The organism is Neorhizobium galegae, from assembly GCF_017877055.1.
Classification (GTDB): Bacteria; Pseudomonadota; Alphaproteobacteria; order Rhizobiales; family Rhizobiaceae; genus Neorhizobium; species Neorhizobium galegae_D.
On the sequence record NZ_JAGIPG010000001.1, the window covers coordinates 2013777 to 2026803 of the forward strand.

Below are 13027 nucleotides of genomic sequence, written 5' to 3' on the forward strand. Positions count from 1 at the left end.
CGAAATCAGCCCTTGCCGCGGAAGGTCGAGGAAATGGCACGATCGCTATCGGCCGCGATGAAATCAAGGATCTCCATCGCTTCCTTGCAATCGGCGTAGTCGTTACGGATCGCCGCCGCGTTGGCGCGGATATTGCTCTCGCCCTCGAAGATCTGCTTGAAGGCGCGGCGGACGGTATGGATCGTTGCGCGCTCGATGCCGGCCCGGGTCATGCCGACCACGTTCAGGCCGCCGAGGACGCCCGGATTGCCGTTCAGCATGCCGTAGGGAATGACGTCGTAGTTGACGGCCGAAAGCCCGCCGATAAAGGCCTGGCGGCCGATGCGGGTAAACTGGTGCACGGCACAGCCGCCACCGAGGATCGCCCGGTCCGCCACATGCACGTGGCCGGCGAGCATGACATTGTTCGACATGATGATGTCGCTGCCGAGCTGACAGTCATGCGCCACGTGCGAATTGGCGAGGAAAAGGCAGTTGTTGCCGACCACCGTCTTGCCGCCGCCGCCGACCGTGCCGCAATTCATCGTCACGCCTTCGCGCATGACGCAATTGTCGCCGACCGTCAGTGTCGAATCCGCGCCTGCCTCATGAAGGCTCTGGGAAACGCCGCCGATCACGGCCATCGGAAAAATACGGCAGTTGCGGCCGATCTCGGTGCGGCCGCTCACCACGGCATGCGACAGCAGTTCGACGCCATCCTTCAGCACCACCTGCGGGCCCACATGCGAAAACGGTCCGACGACGACGTTCTCGCCGATGACGGCGCCGTCCTCGATCAAAGCTAACGGATGGATGCGCGCGCTGGCTGCAATGCTGCTCATTCTTCTTCCTTGCGCCGGATCATCGCGCCGATATCGGCTTCGGCAACAAGTACGCCGTCCACCTTCGCGTCACAATGAAATTTCCAGATATTGCCGCGCTGTTTCTGCTTGGTGACGTGGAATTCGACCCGATCGCCCGGCACGACCGGCTTGCGGAAGCGAGCATTGTCGATGGTCATGAAGTAGACGAGATTGCCGCCCTCGCCTTCTTTCCTGGCGCAGATGGCACCGGCGGTCTGCGCCATGCCTTCGATCAGAAGCACGCCCGGCATGATCGGCCGCTCCGGGAAATGCCCGGTGAAATGCGGTTCATTGGCGGTGACGTTCTTGATGCCGATCGCGGAATTGTCGCCATCGATCTCGACGATCTTATCGACCAGGAGAAAAGGATAGCGGTGCGGCAGCAGCTTCATGATTTCCTGAATATCGGCCGCACCGAGCACCGGCTTGGTCTCATCAGTCATTCTTCTTCTCTCCTCTGCGTTTCGCCCGCTCATCCGAACGCATCAAGACTTCCGCGGTATCGCGGAGGAAATCCGGCATCGGGCGGGCGGGAATACCACCATAACGCGCGCCAGCCGGAATATCCGACACCACTCCGCTCATCGCAGCAATCTGAACGCCGTCACCAATCGAGATGTGTCCATTAATACCGGATGCGCCGCCGATCAATACGCCGTCGCCGATCCGTGTCGAGCCGGCAATGCCGGCACCGCTCGCAATGCCGCAATGACGGCCGATCCGTACGTTGTGGGCGACCTGGACCTGATTGTCGATCTTGGTACCTTCACCGATCACCGTATCGTCCATGGCACCGCGATCGACCGTCGTGTTGGCGCCGATCTCGACATTGTCCTGGATGATGACGCGGCCGATCTGGACGATCTTCAGCATGCCTCTCGGGCCTGGCGCAAAACCGAAACCGTCCTGGCCGATGCGAACCCCATTGTGGATGATCACGCCATTGCCGATCAAAGCCGCGACCACACTCGCCCCTGCGGCGATCGTGCAATCCCGGCCGATCTTGACGTCGGCACCGATGACAGTCCCGGCGCCGATGCGGGTGCCGGCGCCGATTTCCGCCCGCGCGCCGATCACGGCCATGGGCTCGATTTCGACACCGGGTTCGAGCCTGGCGGTTGGATCCACGAACGCAGCCGGCGAAATACCCGGCGGAAACGAAGTGATTGGAGACGGCCGCATCGCGATCGGGTGCAGGAGAGCACCCGCCTGTGCAAACGCCGTGTGTGGCGTCCTGGTCAGCAGAACCGGAATATGAGCCGGAATGATCGAACGGATCGCCGTGTCACAAATAATCGCGGAAGCCTTGCAGCTTTCCAGTTCGTGACGGCTTTTCCGGGACAGGATATAACAGACTTCGCCCTCCCCGGCCCGCGCAACGGGTGCAACGGAACGGATCAGCCGATCGCCGGCGCTGCCATCAAGCAGTTCAGCCCCAAGAAGGGCGGCCAACTCGCGCAGGCTCACGCCATCATGGGGCGGAAAGAATTCATTGTGGTCCATAAAGCCAGAGCTCCAGAACAGATTTCCGCCCGCCATCGCGAGCGGAAATAATCAGAACTGGTTCGCCATGCTGAACCGGAATTCCTGGGTTTCGTCGAAGTCTTCCTTCATGACCGGATGCGCGTAGTCGAAGCGGATGTTGCCGAACGGCGACGCCCACATGATGCCCGCACCGACCGAAGCGCGCCAGTTCATGCTGGTGCCCTGCGCGGTGCTGGTGCCGAGCGGGACATCATTGCCGTAAAGGGTACCGGCATCGGCGAAGACGGCAGCACGCAGACCGAAGTCTTCCGGAACAGCCGGCATCGGCATCGACATTTCGGCGGAAGCCGTGAAGTAGGTCGTACCGCCGAGCGCGTCGCCGTGATCGGTCGTGCGTGGACCGATACCGTCGTTCTCGAAGCCGCGGATCTGACGGCCGCCGATCGTGAACTGGTCGAAGACATGCAGATTGTCGCCGGTGGACACCACATGACCTGCACCGACCGCTATGGAGCCGATCAGATCGGCCTCGGTCGACAGCAGCTGGAAGTAACGGGCACGACCAGAAATCTTGTAGAAATCGGAGTCGCCGCCGAGACCCGCATATTCATGCGTGATCGTCGCGTAGATGCCTTCGCGCGGCAGTGTCTGGCTGTCGAGCGTGTTGTAGGTCAGCGTCTGCGAAACCGACGACTGGACGAACTTGCCCTGGTCGATCATCGAAATGTAGGGCGACGAAAGGTTATCGTCCACCGTGCCAGGAACGCCGTCAGCACCGAAGGCGCCGTCGTTGTCGTAGTTAATTTCCTTGTAGGTGTAGCGGAATGTCGTCGCCAGATCTTCGGTGATCGGCGCCGTCACGCGCAGGGTGACGCCCTGTTCGTCGTAATCGTAGTAGCTGTTCGAAGAGGTCTTGTTCTTGAACAGGTCGAAACCGGCTGCAAGGCGGTAACCGAGGAAGTAGGGCTCGGTGAACGAAAGATTGTAACTGCGGGCTTCGTCGAGACCACCGCCGACTGCGACGCGGATGAACTGGCCGCGCCCGAGGAAGTTCTTTTCTTCGATCGAAGCTTCGAGCAGGAAGCCGTCGCCGCCCGCCGAGTAACCGGCGCCGATACCGAACGAACCGGTCGGCTGATCTTCCACGTCGACAACGATGACGACACGGTCAGGCGAGGTGCCCTGCGAGGTCGAGATGTTGACCGAGGTGAAGTAACCGAGTGCCTCGAGGCGACGCTTGGCGCGCGAGATCATTTCCTGGTTGAAGGCGTCGCCTTCGCTGAAATCGAATTCGCGACGGATGACATAGTCACGCGTGCGGGTGTTGCCACGGATCTCGATGCGCTCGACATAGGCACGCTCGCCCTGATCGACCAGGTAGGAAACACCGACCGTGTGGTTTTGCATGTTGCGGTCGCCGCGCGGCGTGACGCGAGCGAACGGATAACCGGCCGCAGCGACGCGCTTGGAGATCGCTTCCATCGATTTCTGGATTTCGCGGGCATTGTAGACGCTGCCGGCGCGGGTCTCGACCAGACCTTCAAGGTCCTGGCCACTGATGCCCTGGACCGTGGATTCCACCGAGATGTTGCCGTACTCGTAACGCTGGCCTTCTTCAACCGTGAAGGTGATGTTGTACTTGTTGCCCGATGCGTCGAGCACGGCTTCCGACGAGATGACGCGGAAATCCGGATAACCATGGTTGTAGTAGAACTGACGCAGCGCTTCCTCGTCGGCGCGCAGCTTGTCCTCGCTGTAGACGTCCTTGCGGGTCAGGAAGGACAGCGGACCGGATTCCTTGGTGATGATCACCGACTGCAGGCGGCCATCGCCATAAGCCTGATTGCCGACGAAATTGATGTCGGCGATCTTGGTGCGGTCACCTTCGTTGATGACGAAGGCAAGGTTGACGCGCCCCTGGCCAACGTCGGCGGTCTGGGTGGTGATCTGAACGTCGCTGCGGCCGATCGCGCGATAGGCTTCACGCAGGCGCTGGATATCTGCATCGACCAATGCCTGATTGTACGGGCCGAGCGGCTGGGTCTGAACGACTGCCTGAAGCTTGTCGTCCGTGATCTTGCGGTTGCCGTTGAACACGACCTGGTTGATGAGCTGGTTCTCGCTCACCGACACGACGAGCGTGCTGCCGGAAACACTGATTTTGACATCCGAGAAATAGCCGGTCGAATAGAGCTTGCGGACCGATTCATCGATGTCGTTGTTGGAGAAGTTGACACCCGGGCGGATGGTCAGGTTGGAACGGACGGCCTCTTCGCCGGCGCGCTGTGCGCCGCGGACCTGAACGCTCCGGATAACCGCCGCTTCGGCAGAAAGTGCGGAAGCAAGTACCAGTACACCTGCGCCCGATGCAACAACACTAGCAGACAGCGCAAACGCCGACACTGCGTTCAAAAACTTTGAACCAGCCTTCATTTCAATTCTTACCTTTTCCCGTTGTCCCTCGGCGGGTGGTGCCCGACTCCGGCCACGTGTGTCGTTTTACCTTCTTTTGACCTACAAGCAAGGCATCGTGTTAATTTCTGTTTACTTACTTCCCTTGCGTGACCCAATGGCCACGCAACTGTTGGAAACATGGTGAATAAACAGTTTCTTTTACGATTTGAAGGACATCAACCGATCAGATTGCTGATGTCGTTGAAGGTCGCGAACACCATCAGGCTCAAAACCATCGCAAGCCCGATGCGGAAGGCGATTTCCTGCGCGCCGGCGCCGAGCGGACGGCCACGGATGGCCTCGATGGCGTAGAAGACGAGATGGCCGCCGTCCAGAACTGGCACAGGCATGAGGTTCAAAAGCCCGATCGAGACGGACAGAACCGCAGCCAGCTGAACCACCGCCGCAAAGCCCAGCGTCGCCATCTGGCCGGACGCCTGTGCGACCCTGACCGGTCCGCCGAGCTGGTCCGCCTTCATCCGGCCGGTCACCAGATTGCCGATATAGCGGAAGGTGCCGGTGACGATATGGCCGGTCTCGGTGACGCCTTCGGCAACGGCCTGCAGCGGCGTGAAGGTCTCGAGGCGGAAATTGCCGCGCTGTTCGTTGGTAACGATGCCGATCAGGCCGAGCTCGACCTTGTTGCCGAACTGGTCGGTGACCTCGGAGCGCTTCGGCACCATCGGCAGATCGAGATCCTGGCCGTTGCGCTCGACCGTCACGATGATCGGGGTCTCGGGCCGGATGCTGACATAACGACGCACGTCATCGAAAGTGCGGATTCGCGAACCGTCAAGCGCCACCAGTCGATCGCCGGGCTGCACGCCGGCGGCAAGGGCGGCGCTGCCCGGCTGGACTTCTGCGACCACGGGATCGGCGACAACCTTGCCATAGACGCTGAAAAGCACGGCAAAGATGGCAATCGCAAGGATGAAATTGGCGATCGGGCCGGCCGCGACGGTGGCGGCCCTCTTCCAGAGCTTGGCGCCGGCGAGCGTCTGGGCCTTGTCTTCCTCGCCCATGCCCGCAAGTCCGCTCGCATCCGGCATGCTCGCGGCGTCCTCGTCGCCGAAGAACTTGACGTAGCCGCCAAGCGGGATCGCCGAGAGTTTCCAGCGGGTGCCGTGACTGTCGGTAAAGCCGACGAGTTCCGGGCCGAAGCCGACCGAAAAGGCGGTGACCCGGATGCCGCACCAGCGTCCGATAAGATAGTGGCCCATCTCGTGCACGAAGACGAGCAAGGACAGGACCAGCACGAAGGGGATGATATAGCCGGTAAGGAAGCTGAGGATGGCCATCAAAATTTCCGTTTCAACATTGTACCGGCCGCCCAGACATCAAAACCCGAAGAGGAAGCCCGCAACCGATACATTAAGATGGCCCGTCGTGGCCGTATAAACAAGCGTCAGCAGGAACGCTGCGAAACAGGCGAAAACGAGGCCATCGACGCGATCCATGACGCCGCCGTGCCCCGGAATGAGATGGCTGGAATCCTTCACGCCGAACCGGCGCTTGATGAAGGACTCGAACAGGTCACCGACCTGGCTTGCGACGGAAAGCAGAAACGCGATCGTCACCGTCCAGATCGACAGCCGGGAAAAGACGCCGAGTGTCAGGGCGGAGCTTGCGATCACGCCCGATACCGTGCCGCCGATCGCGCCGGACCAGGTCTTGCCCGGCGAAATGCGCGGCGCAAGTTTCGGTCCCTTGAGGGCGCGGCCGACGAAGTAGGCGAGGATATCGGTTGCCCAGACGACCGCGAAGATGAAGAGGGTCGCGACGAACCCCGCCTGGTCCTCGGCACGGATCGCCGCCAGCGAGATGCCGCTCAAGCCTGCGTAAAAGATGCCGCCCGGCAGCCACCAGCTGCCCTTGCGCAGCAGCACGAGAAGAAGGGCGGTGACGATCGCGCCGCCGAGGATCGGCACCGAGAGCTCACCTTCGTCAACCAGCAGGTCGATGGCGATCAGAAAGATGGCAACCCAGCCGAAGGCGTTCGCACGAAAATCGCGTTCTGCCAGCCGGGTGATCGTCGACCATTCGTAATAGATCAGAACTGTGATGGCGGCGGCCACGACGCGGAACGGCAGGCCGCCATACCAGGTGGCCGTCAGGACCACGACCGCCAGAACCAGCGCGGATGCGATGCGGCGCTTCAGTTCAGCGCTCATCAACCGCCCACCGCTATCGTCTTGTTCGACAGGCCGCCGAAGCGCCGGTCGCGGGACGCATAGATCTTCAGGGCGTCGAGGAAGAGTTTCCGATCGAAATCGGGCCAGTAGTCCGGCAGGAAGACAAGTTCGGAATAAGCCGCCTGCCAGAGCAGGAAGTTCGATAGCCGCTCCTCGCCGCTGGTGCGGATGATGAGGTCCGGATCGGGGATGCCGGCGGTGTCCAGCCTTGCGCTGATCTCGTCCGGGCCGATCTCGGAGGACTTGAGAATACCGGCCTCGACGTCGCGGGCAAGCATGGCGACGGCACGGGCGATCTCGTCTCGGGCGCCGTAATTGAAGGCGATGATCAGGGTGAGTGCCGTATTGAACTTCGTCGTTTCCTCGGCCTCGAGGAGAAGCGGAAGAATGTCGCTGCGCAGCTTCTCGCGTTCGCCAATCACCCGGATGCGGACATTCTCGCGGTGCAGTTCGGCCAGATCCTGGCGGATGAAGCGCCTGAGAAGACCAAGGAGATCCCTCACCTCGGTTTCAGGCCTGCTCCAGTTCTCCGACGAAAACGCAAAGAGCGTCAGATATTTGACGCCAGCGTCGCCGGCAGCCCGCACCGTTTCGCGAACCGCTTCGACGCCCTTGCTGTGTCCGACCGTACGAGGAAGCCCGCGCTTGTTGGCCCAGCGTCCATTGCCATCCATGATGATGGCAACGTGTTGAGGGATGATTGCAAGCTCGGGGTTCACCATATTCTACGCGGCTCCTTTGGCCGCCGGAATATGGCGGCAAACCAGGCCTAAATTAGACCTGCATGATTTCCTTTTCCTTGTCGCCAAGCAAGCGGTCGACTTCGGAAATCGTATCGTCCGTCATCTTCTGCACTTTTTCCGACTGCGAGCGGCTCTCGTCCTGGCCGATGTCGCCGTCCTTTTCGGCCTTTTTCAGGCCGTCCATGCCATCGCGGCGGACGTGGCGCACGGCAACCTTGGCCTTTTCCGCATAGTCATGCGCAACCTTGACCAGAGACTTGCGGCGCTCTTCGTTGAGCTCGGGAAGCGGAATGCGCAGGTTCTGGCCATCGACGATCGGGTTGAGGCCGAGGTTTGATTCGCGAATTGCACGGTCGACGGCGCCGACCATCGACTTATCCCAGATGGACACGCCGAGCATGCGCGCTTCCGGCACGGTGATGTTGGCCACCTGGTTGAGCGGCACGCGCGAACCATAGGCTTCGACCATCACCGGATCGAGAATGTTGGCCGAGGCGCGGCCGGTGCGCAGCGACGCGATATCGCTTTTGAACGCGTTGATCGCGCCTTCCATGCGGCGCTTGATGTCGTTGAGGTCGATTCCACTCATCCGTCTACTCCCGTATGTTGTCTGGGCGGCCCGCGACGCCGCGCCTCAATTGTCCGCTACGATGGTCTTGCGGCCGCCGCCGGTCAAGATTTGGGCGAAGCCGCCCTTCTCATGGATCGAAAAAACAATGATCGGGATTGAGTTTTCGCGGGCAAGCGCCACCGCCGCCACGTCCATCACCGCCAGACCCTTTTCGAGCACCTCGCCATGCGTCAGCGTGTCGAACCGGGTTGCCGTCGGGTCCTTCTTGGGATCGGCCGAATAGATGCCGTCCACCTGGGTGCCCTTGAAGATCGCTTCCGCACCGATTTCGGCCGCACGAAGCGCTGCCGCCGAATCGGTCGTGAAGAACGGATTGCCGGTGCCGCCGGCGAAGATCACCACCCTGCCCTGCGCCATGTGGTGCACCGCCTGGCGCTGCGAGAAGCTCTCGCAGATCTCCGGCATGGAGATCGCCGACAGAACCACGGTGTCGACGTTCAGCTTGCGCAGCGAGGTGGCGAGCGCCAGCGCGTTGATCACCGTGCCGAGCATGCCCATGTGGTCGCCGGTCACCCGGTCGCCACCCTTGGACGCGACGGCGACGCCGCGAAAGATATTGCCGCCGCCGACGACCACGCCGACGTCGACGCCCATGGCGCGCGCTTCGGCGATATCGGAGGCGACCCGGTCGGCAACTTCAACATCGATGCCGAAACCCTGGCTGCCCATCAGAGCTTCACCGGAGGCCTTGAGCAAGACACGCTTGTAGAGAGGCTGAGGCGACATGGGGGCTCCTTGAAATCGAAATGCAATGCGGAGGGTCAAACGGGTTGCGGATACACGAAGGGCACCGGCTTGTCACCGGTGCCCTTGCGCTTTCGACAGCTTTAGCTAACGAATATCAGCCTTTGGCGACTGCCGCGACTTCAGCGGCGAAATCCGATTCTTCCTTCTCGACGCCTTCGCCGAGCAGGAGACGGGCCATGCCGGTGACTTCGATCGAAGCGCCAGCGAGCTTTTCAGCATCCTTGACAGCCTGGCCGACGGTCACATCCGGGTTGATGACGAAGGCCTGCGACAGAAGGGCAACTTCCTCGAAGAACTTGCGCATGCGGCCGTCGACCATCTTTTCGATGATCGCGTCCGGCTTGCCGGAAGCGCGCGACTGCTCGATGAAGACATTGCGCTCGCGCTCGGCCACAGTCGCGTCGACTTCTTCGGCGCGGATGGCGAGCGGGTTGGTAGCGGCGATGTGCATGGCAACCTGACGGCCGAGCGAGGTCAGGACTTCCTTGTCGCCGACCGACTTCAGGGCGACCAGAACGCCGAGCTTGCCAATGCCGTCGCCGGCAGCGTTATGGACGTAGGTCGCGACGACGCCGTGCTCGACCTGCAGCAGGGCGGAGCGACGCAGCGTCATGTTCTCGCCGATCGTGGCGATCGCGTCCTTGATCGTGTCGGCAACCGGCTTGCCGGAAGCGGGGTAGGTAGCAGCCGAGATTGCCTCGACGGAACCGTCCGTCGCCAGGGCGACGCTGGCGATACCGCGGACGAGGTCCTGGAACGCGTCGTTGCGGGCAACGAAATCGGTTTCCGAGTTAAGCTCGATGACGACGGCCCTGTGGCCGGCGCTGGCAATGCCGATCAGGCCTTCGGCTGCGGTGCGGCCGGACTTCTTGTCGGCCTTGGAAATGCCCTTGGCGCGCAGCCAGTCGATCGCCGCTTCGATGTCGCCGTTCGTTTCGGTCAGCGCCTTCTTGCAGTCCATCATGCCTGCGCCGGACTTTTCGCGCAGTTCCTTTACCAGTGCAGCGGTGATTTCAGCCATTGTTTTGCCTCTTGTCGGTTCAAGTGCTTCTCGCCGGAAAAACGTCGGCGGACTCAAAAGTTTTGGGACGAATGTACCCGGAAGTATGACAGCGTGATGAAGACATCACGAAAGCGATCGCCTCGACGACCAAGCGGTGGCGGCTCGCCTTGAAACGACCAAGGCCAGGGATCGGTATCTCTGGCCTCGATCGAATTCAGAAAGGAGGAGCGGCCAGGCCGCTCCATCCGGCCTTTAAGCTTCTGCTTCTGCTTCGCCTTCGAGCGCCGGCTCGATCGGTGCTTCGGCAGATGCGCCGATATCGCGGCCCGAAGCGCCCTGCTGGCGAGCGATGCCGTCGATGGCAGCGCGGGCGATCAGGTCGGTGTAGAGGGCGATGGCGCGCGAGGCGTCGTCGTTACCCGGGATCGGGTAGTCGATGAGGTCCGGATCGCAGTTCGAATCGATGATAGCGACGACCGGGATGCCCAGGCGCTTGGCTTCGTCGATGGCGATCTTTTCCTTGTTGGTGTCGATGATGAACATCAGGTCCGGAGTGCCGCCCATGTCGCGGATACCGCCGAGAGCCTTGTCCAGCTTCTCGCGTTCGCGCTCGAGGTTCAGGCGTTCCTTCTTGGAATAACCGGACTGTTCCGAGTTCAGGATCTCGTCGAGCTTGCGCAGGCGCTGGATCGAGTTCGAAATGGTCTTCCAGTTGGTCATCATGCCGCCGAGCCAGCGGGAGTTGACGTAGTACTGGGCCGAACGCTTGGCAGAGTCGGCGATCAGTTCGGACGCCTGGCGCTTGGTGCCGACGAACAGAACGCGGCCGCCGCGGGCGACGGTGTCGGACACGACCTGAAGGGCGCGCGACAGCATCGGAACGGTCTGGGCCAGATCGATGATGTGGATGTTGTTACGGTCGCCGAAGATGTACGGCTTCATCTTCGGGTTCCAGCGGTGAGTCTGGTGGCCGAAGTGGACGCCTGCTTCGAGAAGCTGGCGCATAGAGAAATCGGGCAATGCCATGCCTTGTTATCCTTTTCCGGTTGAACCTCCGCAAGGCGAACAGCACCCTCTTCGAGAATGCCACCGGGCGGAACGGTCCGGATTTCTCCCGGACGATCCCATGCCTTACGTGTGGAATGCGGCTGGCCATACATTCGATTTGCCGCAAAAGCAAGAGCTTTGCCGAAATTACCTCAGCGGGCCAGGAGATCGAGCAGCGTCAGCATGGTGCCGGCGTCCGGCATCGGCAGGACCGCGTCAACATCGGCAGGCAGCAGGCCGGCGACCGCTCCCGACGCGTTGCCCGCCGGTGTCCCCAGGGGACCGCGAAACCCGTGCTTTTCCCAGGCGAGCTGCTGCAGCGCAGGCGTCGTCAGCGCATCGACCAGCCGGTTCGCCGCCTCGTCGATGACGATCAGCGGATGGGCGGAATAGACGGTGGGGCGCGGATAAAGGACGACGGGCTTGGCGCCAGCGCCTGCCATGATGCGGTCCCAGCGGGCGCGATCGGCAAGGATCCACTCGACGAGCTGGTTCTCGTAACCGACGATCATCGGCTCGCCGCCGATGCCGCCGGCCAGATATTGTTCGAACAGTTTTCCCGAGGACGGCGACTTGAAGCCCATGTTGCGGAAGATCGCCTGCGCCTTGGGGCCGAATTCGGCAAGCGATTCTGAGGTGGCCAGATTGCCGCTCAGGAGGCTCAGCGCGAGGCCGGCGAACATGAAGCCGGAATTCGACCGGTTGGGGTCGGTGGAGATGATCCGTGCCCGGCCATAGAGCATGTTGACGTCGAGCTTCGACCAGTCGGTGCCGGCAAGGATGGCATCGAGCAGCGCTTTCAGGTCGAGCTGATAGTGCCCCTCGCCCGTGCGGGTCACCAGGCCCGCCTTCATCAACCCGTCTGCGACCGGCTGCCAGGAATAAACGACGACGGGCGTATTCAGCACTACCCGGTCGTTCCTGATCTTCACGCCGTTCTGGCGGCCGATATCAACCATGATCGACGAGGACGGCCAGAGGAATTGCGGGTTCTGGGACAAAAGCGCCTGTTCGCGCACCATTTCCACCGAGCCGGCCACCCGGCTCTGGACGGTCAGGCCACGGCTGCCGAGCGCACGGATGACATCTGGATCGGCAAGAAAGGCTTCCTTCTCGCCGCCGATGAAGCCGGTGAGCGTTGTGCGGTTGCCGAGCAGGCCCTGCAGTTCCGGGCGATCCTTGACCGCGAAATATCCGCCGGTGCCGGCAACGCCGGTTGCCAGCAATCCCACTCCAAAGGCGCGTCTGGAAATCGCCATCAGCGTTCAAGGTCCTCTTTGAGCGATGCCTGGATGAGGCGAAGGTCGGTGTTCAGGCTGTCGAGCTGTTCGTCGACCAGGCTGTCGGCATAGTGCACGAAGGCATCCTCGAGCTTGACCAGCACGCCGCCGACCTCCTGCAACTGCTTGCTGTCGGGTGCACGTTTCGCCTCGATGATCGCGAAACCTTCCGCGACTTCGGCGGCGCGCGGCAGGTAATAGCTGAGAAAGCGGCGCACAGCGCCCACACTTTGCGGATCGGCCTCCAGCTTTGCGAAGACATCGGCGGCAATCTCGGCGAGATGTTCTACCCGGGCGGCGGTCGGCTTGTCGGTTATGCGGCCGGCGGCGGCTTCGAGCCGTTCGGCGGCGGGCACGGCGACCGCCATCAGTTCCCGGACGAATTCCAACCTGCCGCGGCCGATCGTCTTCTCGTCGAGCCCGTCGAACAACCGACGCGGCGCCAGAAGAAATACGAGACCGGCAAAGACGAAGGCGCCGATACCGGCCGCGACCAGCACCGGCATCAGGAACACGAAACTCAGCACGGGCACCACGATCGCAGCGACAAGCCCCGCCACGACCCAGTTCCAATCATTGCCGAACCATCTGCGCATTTTCGGC

General features: G+C 61.8%; 13 protein-coding genes. All 13 read right to left on the reverse strand.

The window, feature by feature from the left end; translation table 11 throughout:
* Positions 1 to 5 precede the first annotated feature (5 nt).
* The 13 genes from lpxA to J2857_RS09505 all read right to left on the reverse strand — a co-directional run bounded on the left by lpxA (position 6) and on the right by J2857_RS09505 (position 13020).
* Complete coding sequence (gene lpxA, locus J2857_RS09445; protein WP_210009832.1) at positions 6 to 821, reverse strand: acyl-ACP--UDP-N-acetylglucosamine O-acyltransferase; 816 nt, start codon at positions 819 to 821, stop codon at positions 6 to 8.
* A complete protein-coding gene (gene fabZ, locus J2857_RS09450; protein WP_038542613.1) occupies positions 818 to 1285 on the reverse strand; it encodes a 3-hydroxyacyl-ACP dehydratase FabZ in 468 nt (155 codons plus the stop codon). Before fabZ ends, lpxA begins: the two co-directional genes overlap by 4 nt.
* Positions 1278 to 2345 carry a UDP-3-O-(3-hydroxymyristoyl)glucosamine N-acyltransferase gene (gene lpxD, locus J2857_RS09455; protein ID WP_210009833.1) on the reverse strand — a complete coding sequence of 356 codons (1068 nt, stop codon included), beginning with the start codon at positions 2343 to 2345 and terminating at the stop codon, positions 1278 to 1280. Before lpxD ends, fabZ begins: the two co-directional genes overlap by 8 nt.
* A gap of 51 nt (positions 2346 to 2396) precedes the next feature.
* The gene (gene bamA / locus J2857_RS09460; RefSeq protein ID WP_210009834.1) at positions 2397 to 4760 is read right to left on the reverse strand and encodes an outer membrane protein assembly factor BamA; all 2364 of its coding nucleotides are present in this window, start codon (positions 4758 to 4760) and stop codon (positions 2397 to 2399) included.
* A gap of 197 nt (positions 4761 to 4957) precedes the next feature.
* Complete coding sequence (gene rseP / locus J2857_RS09465) at positions 4958 to 6079, reverse strand: RIP metalloprotease RseP (RefSeq protein ID WP_210009835.1); 1122 nt, start codon at positions 6077 to 6079, stop codon at positions 4958 to 4960.
* Between the two features lie 39 nt (positions 6080 to 6118).
* The gene (locus J2857_RS09470) at positions 6119 to 6952 is read right to left on the reverse strand and encodes a phosphatidate cytidylyltransferase (RefSeq protein WP_210009836.1); all 834 of its coding nucleotides are present in this window, start codon (positions 6950 to 6952) and stop codon (positions 6119 to 6121) included.
* Positions 6952 to 7695 carry an isoprenyl transferase gene (locus tag J2857_RS09475; RefSeq protein WP_210009837.1) on the reverse strand — a complete coding sequence of 248 codons (744 nt, stop codon included), beginning with the start codon at positions 7693 to 7695 and terminating at the stop codon, positions 6952 to 6954. Before J2857_RS09475 ends, J2857_RS09470 begins: the two co-directional genes overlap by 1 nt.
* 52 nt (positions 7696 to 7747) lie before the next feature.
* Positions 7748 to 8305, reverse strand: a complete 558-nt coding sequence (gene frr, locus J2857_RS09480) for a ribosome recycling factor (RefSeq protein ID WP_007758351.1) — start codon at positions 8303 to 8305, stop codon at positions 7748 to 7750.
* A 45-nt stretch (positions 8306 to 8350) separates the two neighbouring features.
* Positions 8351 to 9073 carry a UMP kinase gene (gene pyrH, locus J2857_RS09485; protein WP_210009838.1) on the reverse strand — a complete coding sequence of 241 codons (723 nt, stop codon included), beginning with the start codon at positions 9071 to 9073 and terminating at the stop codon, positions 8351 to 8353.
* A gap of 115 nt (positions 9074 to 9188) precedes the next feature.
* Positions 9189 to 10115 carry a translation elongation factor Ts gene (gene tsf / locus J2857_RS09490; RefSeq protein WP_210009839.1) on the reverse strand — a complete coding sequence of 309 codons (927 nt, stop codon included), beginning with the start codon at positions 10113 to 10115 and terminating at the stop codon, positions 9189 to 9191.
* Positions 10116 to 10349: 234 nt separating this feature from the next.
* On the reverse strand, positions 10350 to 11123 hold the full coding sequence (gene rpsB / locus J2857_RS09495) for a 30S ribosomal protein S2 (RefSeq protein WP_007758342.1): 774 nt from the start codon (positions 11121 to 11123) through the stop codon (positions 10350 to 10352).
* 173 nt (positions 11124 to 11296) lie between these two features.
* Positions 11297 to 12403 (reverse strand): substrate-binding domain-containing protein, encoded by a 1107-nt coding sequence (locus J2857_RS09500; RefSeq protein ID WP_210009840.1) that lies wholly within the window; start codon positions 12401 to 12403, stop codon positions 11297 to 11299.
* On the reverse strand, positions 12403 to 13020 hold the full coding sequence (locus J2857_RS09505; protein WP_210009841.1) for a 5-bromo-4-chloroindolyl phosphate hydrolysis family protein: 618 nt from the start codon (positions 13018 to 13020) through the stop codon (positions 12403 to 12405). Before J2857_RS09505 ends, J2857_RS09500 begins: the two co-directional genes overlap by 1 nt.
* Between the last annotated feature and the right edge of the window lie 7 nt (positions 13021 to 13027).